The sequence below is a fragment of the Phormidesmis sp. 146-33 genome (assembly GCF_052939515.1).
The window spans coordinates 1-5,364 of the sequence record NZ_JBJPHU010000211.1 but is presented as its reverse complement, the minus strand read 5'-3'; the positions used below and the strand labels follow the sequence as shown (position 1 = coordinate 5,364).

The window sequence follows — 5,364 nt, the reverse complement described above, 5'->3', positions numbered from 1 at the left end:
TGAGGGATGAGGGATGAGGGATGAGGGATGAGGGATGAGGGATGAGGGATGAAAAAACGCCTCGATCGTCGGTAGCGATATCCTGTATTCGTTTTGGGCGGGCGACTTGATGCCACAAAAATAACGGGTGGAAGATCTGTTTCGATTAGCAAATCAACCATCCGTTTGTTCTGTCTATTTTAGTTGAGATTTTTAGTTGAGATTTAGGTCGAAGCGACCCCTTGTGGGTAACTCGAAGAGAGCGCCGTCTCCACCACATTCACAGGGGCGATCGGTTTGACATGACCGTTTGATTCGGCTGTGGGGGCGATCGCTTTAATGGGGTTGCGGGCTTCGATCAGAGCGATCGCTCGATTTACACTTTCTGGCAAAATTACCACCAGACTACCGGGCTTTGCAGAGTCTAAGGCTTTTTGAATCGCGGCCGTCTCGTCATGAATCACTTCACACTGAGCATCGGGCCTGATTTCCTGAATGCCTTGATGAATGCGTTGGGCCGCATCTCCGCGATCGCGTCCTCTCGTGTCGTCGTCTTCTTTGATGAGAATGCGATCGAAGATCTCCGCCGAGAGTTTACCCAGGGTTGCAAAATCTTCGTCACGACGATCGCCCGGCCCGCCGACCACGCCAACTCGCTCCCCGGTTGTCCAATTCCGCACAAAGCCGCCCAGCGCTTCGTAACTGTGGGGGTTGTGAGCATAATCGACCAGCGCATGAAACTTGCCTAAGTTAAACAAATTCATCCGTCCAGGAGTCTGTTTAGCCGACGCTTCAAACGTCACCAGAGCCGCCCGAATGTCCTCAATTCTCACCCCTTGAGCAAACGCCGCCAGACTCGCCGCCAACGCATTCGCAATCATAAAGGGGGCCCGACCACCCAGCGTCAACGGCACATTCACTGCCTGCTCGATGCGAAGTGTCCAGTCGCCTTTGAGAATTGACAGATAGCCATTTTCGTAGACGGCAGCCAGCCCGCCTTTTTGAGTGTGCGATCGAATCAACTCATTCCCCGCATTCATCGAAAAGTAGGCAATCTGAGCCGATGTGTGATCCGCCATCTCCGAAACGAGCGGATCGTCCGCATTCAAAACCGCATAACCGTTGGGCATGGCCGCCTCTGCGACAACGCTCTTGACTCGCGCCATCTGATCGATCGTGTCAATATCACCCAACCCCAAATGATCCGCCGCCACATTGAGAACTACCCCAACATCACAGGCGTTGAAGGCCAGACCCGATCGCAAAATGCCGCCTCGCGCACTCTCCAAAACCGCCACTTCTACGGTGGGATCTTGCAAAATCAATTGGGCACTTTGGGGGCCTGTGTTGTCTCCCGGTTCCACCAAATAATCACCGATGTAAGTCCCGTCTGTGGTTGTGTAGCCAACAATCTGCTGCGTCTGCTTAAAAATGTGGGCAATCAGTCGCGTCGTTGTGGTCTTGCCGTTGGTGCCTGTAATCGCCACGATCGGCACTCGACTCGGAGTCCCCGGTGGAAACAGCATGTCGATCACAGGTTCGGCCACGTTGCGAGGAATGCCTTCACTGGGGCAAACGTGCATTCTAAACCCAGGAGCCGCATTGACTTCGACAATCACTCCATCCACGTCGCGCAGCGGTTTAGAGATATCAGGCGTTACGATGTCAATGCCAGCAATATCCAGACCGATAATTTTGACCACTCGCTGCGCCAACCAGAGCGTTTCGGGGTGAATATCATCGGTGCGATCGATCGCCACGCCCCCCGTACTCAAATTGGCGGTTGCTCTTAGATAACAGATCTCGCCCACTGGCAAAACGGTTTCGAGGGTGTAGCCCTTTTTGTCTAACAGATCCCAACTGGTGCGATCGAGTTCAATCTTTGTCAGCACGTTGTTGTGTCCATCCCCTCGACGCGGGTCACGGTTGGTTTCCTCGATCAACTCAGAAATATTAGAGTGACCATCGCCGACCACATGGGCAGGCACTCGTTCGGCTACGGCCACCACTTTACCGTTGACCACCAACACCCGGTGATCTTGACCTGCGTAAAATCGCTCGACGATCACTGATTTAGACACTTCTTTGGCCGCATCATAGGCCGCTTCGGCAGCTTCCCAGGTGTTGATGTCGATCGTGATCCCCCGCCCGTGATTGCCATTCAAAGGCTTGATCACTAGAGGATAGCCGCCCAGATCTTGAATGGCTCCTTCTAGCTCATCCAAATAGCTGATCACGGTACCCCGTGGAACCGGAACGCCCGCCGATCGCAAGATTTGCTTGGTGCCTTCCTTATCAGACGCTAGTTCGACACCGAGAATGCTGGTGCGGTTGCTTAGAGTAGCTTGCAGTCGCTTTTGATGTACCCCAAACCCAAGCTGGATCATAGCGCGCGTGCCCAACTCCATCCAAGGAATGCCCCTCGTTTCGGCTTCTTTGACCAGGGTTTCTGTACTGGGCCCGAGCGCGCCATCTTGGGCATAGTCCCGCAGGTCACTCAAGTCTTGCGCTAATTCTTTTTCGGAATAGGTTCCAGTCGCCACAATGCTTTGACAAACTCGGACGGCTGCTCGCGCTGCATATCGTCCTGCTTGTTCGTGCTGATATTCAATCACAACCTGATAAACCCCAGGCATAGCGGTTTCACGGGTGCGCCCAAAGCCGACAGACATTCCAGCCAGTTCTTGTAGTTCGAGGGCGACATGTTCAATAATGTGCCCCATCATCGTGCCCTCCTGGACGCGACTCAAAAAACCGCCCCGGCAGCCAAGCGAGCAAAAATGCTCCATCAAACTGGGAAGGACGCTGACTAGACCTTGATAAAATCCGGGAATCTGATTGGAGGGAGATTCTGCAAATTCTTCTAGGTCAAGACGCATCACGACAAGCTTGGGTCGGCGAATGCTCCAGTAGTTGGGGCCACGTAACGTCTGGATCTTGAGTATTTTCATAAGGCTCAGTTAGAAGGACGGGCTGCTGGGGTGCGGCTATTGATCAAATAGAGGGGGTCGCCTGTGGCAAGCAATTATCCAGTTTCAAGCGCAGAAAAGCGATCGCACTGTCCATGACAAACAGTTCTGACAAAAAGCCTTTCTGATAAAAAGCACCGATCGGAGCCTTTAGCAAGCACGACCAATGACATCACCTGTCACGAATTATGAATTGACCTTACAGGCAACCTACCACATTAGCGGTGGGGATTGAGGGCGTTAAAGTGAGAATTAGCGGGGTTTCATGTCAAAATCTGAAGCTTTGAATTTTCTAAAATACAAATACTTGCGGCTCCCGGTTCTTAATTTTACACAACCGTCTAGTTAGTGGCTGGGAGTCACGGTGACTCGCTTGCGAAAGTCGTAACGGCTTCCTTGACTTAAGATATGAACTCTCAAATTGCACAAACATAGGGGATCGGTCGCGCCCACCTCAGCTTGATTGGTGTAGGTCAACTCGCCGGGGTCAATGATCGTGACGGTGCCTTTGCCCAAAACTTGCAGGGTGTCGTCTCCCTCAAACAGGGCGCAGGTGTCTTCATCAATGCCGATCCCTAAGCGATCGGGGTGGGCCGCGATCGCGCTCATCAGACGAGCCATCCGATTGCGATTATGAAAATGCTGATCCACAATCACTTCTGGAATAATGCCCAGCCCGTAAGTCATATCGACTAAAGAATGGTTGGGCGGTTCGCCGCTGCCGCCGCCTGCGATCATGTGGTGGCCCATTACGGCCGCTCCGGCGCTGGTTCCGGCTAGAGTGACGGCTCCTGAATGGGCGCGAGATTGCACAATTTTCATAATGGGGGTGTCTGAAAGCAAGCCACACAGCCTTAGCTGGTCGCCTCCCGTCATAAAAACGCCTGTACAGTCGGCTACATATTCTTGCAGCAAGGGATCGTCACAGTGGGCCCGATCGTAAATGTTTAGCACTTCTACCGCTTTCGCGCCCATCTCCGTGAAAATGGTATGGTATCGTTCTCCAATCACGGCCGGCTCTCGTGAAGCACAGGGCAAAATGGCGATCCGAGCGTCTTGACTGCCCGATCGCTCAAAAAAGTTGCGAAGAATATCGCGCCCGTGGACTTTATCTTCTGCTCCCCCAATGACCATAATGGCGGTATTTGTGGGCTGAGGCATGGTTGGCTCAAACGATTGCAACGCTAACTCTATCATGCTGTGTATCTGAGACGTGAAAGTCATGCTGGGGAACAGTTTAAGGGCTTATTTGAAACATTTTAATGGGGCCGATCTTCCGGGAACCGTTCTGAGTTTTGATTAATACGAATCATGCCAGATTATTAATCATAATTTAAGGAATTGACAAAATTTTTATGTGACAGGCTTTCTTGACTTTGGGGGTGAGGGGCTGTAGGGCGAAGATAGAGAAGTCAGCCGTTTGGGATCGAGGATTCCATAGCCTGTCATTCTAGCGAGCGGCTCAAACCGCACTTACCAACGCCAAGTCTGCTGTGGATCAGAAAAATGGTTTGACCCGTGAAGGTGGGTTTGTTGGAGTAGCCGCGACTTGATGCGTCACGTTTGTTTAATCCATGATTCTTAGCTCCCAGTCCTCAAAACTCTTTTACCTGACTCAAACATGCGCTTCGATATCGTGACTCTCTTCCCCGACTTTTTTGTCTCACCGCTCAATTCTGGGCTGTTGGGTAAAGCTCTGGCAAAACAAATCGCGGAAGTCCATTTGATTAACCCTCGTGATTTTGCCACAGACAAGCATCGTAAGGTAGATGATGAACCCTACGGTGGGGGTGTTGGCATGTTGATGAAACCGGAGCCAATTTTTGCGGCAGTCGAATCGTTGCCCGTTTTGCCCCGACGAGAAATCATTTTTGTCACGCCCCAGGGACAACCGATGAATCAACCGTTACTCAGGGATCTGGCGGTTAACTACGATCAGCTTGTCATCATTTGCGGACATTATGAAGGGATTGATGAGCGAGTGTTGAATCTGGTCGATCGCGAGGTGTCACTCGGAGATTTTGTGCTGACCTGTGGAGAAATTCCCGCGTTGGCGTTGTTGAATGGGACGATTCGCTTGATTCCAGGGACGATCGGTAAAGAAGAGTCTTTAAAATCAGAAAGTTTTGAAACGAGTCTGCTCGATTACCCTCAATTTACGCGACCGCCGCTGTTTCGAGAATGGCAAGTTCCGCCTGTCTTGAGGTCTGGCAATCATGCTGAGATCGATCGCTGGCGCAAACAGCAGCAAATCGAGCGCACCAAAACTAGACGACCCGACCTCTACCAAAAGTGGCTAAGTGAGGAAGCAGAACTTCGCGACACAGAGATTGAGAAACGGAAAGGGAAAGGGCGATCGTGAGATGAGGGATGAGGGATGAGGGATGAGGGATGAGGGATGAGGGATGAGGGATGA

General features: G+C 51.8%; 3 protein-coding genes. 1 reads left to right on the top strand and 2 read right to left on the bottom strand.

Going from position 1 to position 5,364, the window contains the following annotated elements:
• Positions 1-203: 203 nt before the first annotated feature.
• On the bottom strand, positions 204-2,930 hold the full coding sequence (cphA, locus tag ACJ2PR_RS34855; RefSeq protein WP_446880483.1) for a cyanophycin synthetase: 2,727 nt from the start codon (positions 2,928-2,930) through the stop codon (positions 204-206).
• Positions 2,931-3,293: 363 nt separating this feature from the next.
• On the bottom strand, positions 3,294-4,109 hold the full coding sequence (locus ACJ2PR_RS34850; RefSeq protein ID WP_446858581.1) for a cyanophycinase: 816 nt from the start codon (positions 4,107-4,109) through the stop codon (positions 3,294-3,296).
• A gap of 460 nt (positions 4,110-4,569) precedes the next feature.
• On the opposite strand from ACJ2PR_RS34850, the gene trmD reads away from it, so the two are divergent.
• Positions 4,570-5,310, top strand: coding sequence for a tRNA (guanosine(37)-N1)-methyltransferase TrmD (trmD, locus tag ACJ2PR_RS34845; RefSeq protein WP_446880482.1), 741 nt, complete (start codon positions 4,570-4,572; stop codon positions 5,308-5,310).
• The last annotated feature ends 54 nt before the right edge of the window (positions 5,311-5,364 follow it).

Bases quoted from the DNA above. Each gene is read 5' to 3' on its own strand.
- cphA (WP_446880483.1), bottom strand. From the start codon at position 2,930: ATGAAAATACTCAAGATCCAGACGTTACGTGGCCCCAACTACTGGAGC.
- ACJ2PR_RS34850 (WP_446858581.1), bottom strand. From the start codon at position 4,109: ATGCCTCAGCCCACAAATACCGCCATTATGGTCATTGGGGGAGCAGAA.
- trmD (WP_446880482.1), top strand. From the start codon at position 4,570: ATGCGCTTCGATATCGTGACTCTCTTCCCCGACTTTTTTGTCTCACCG.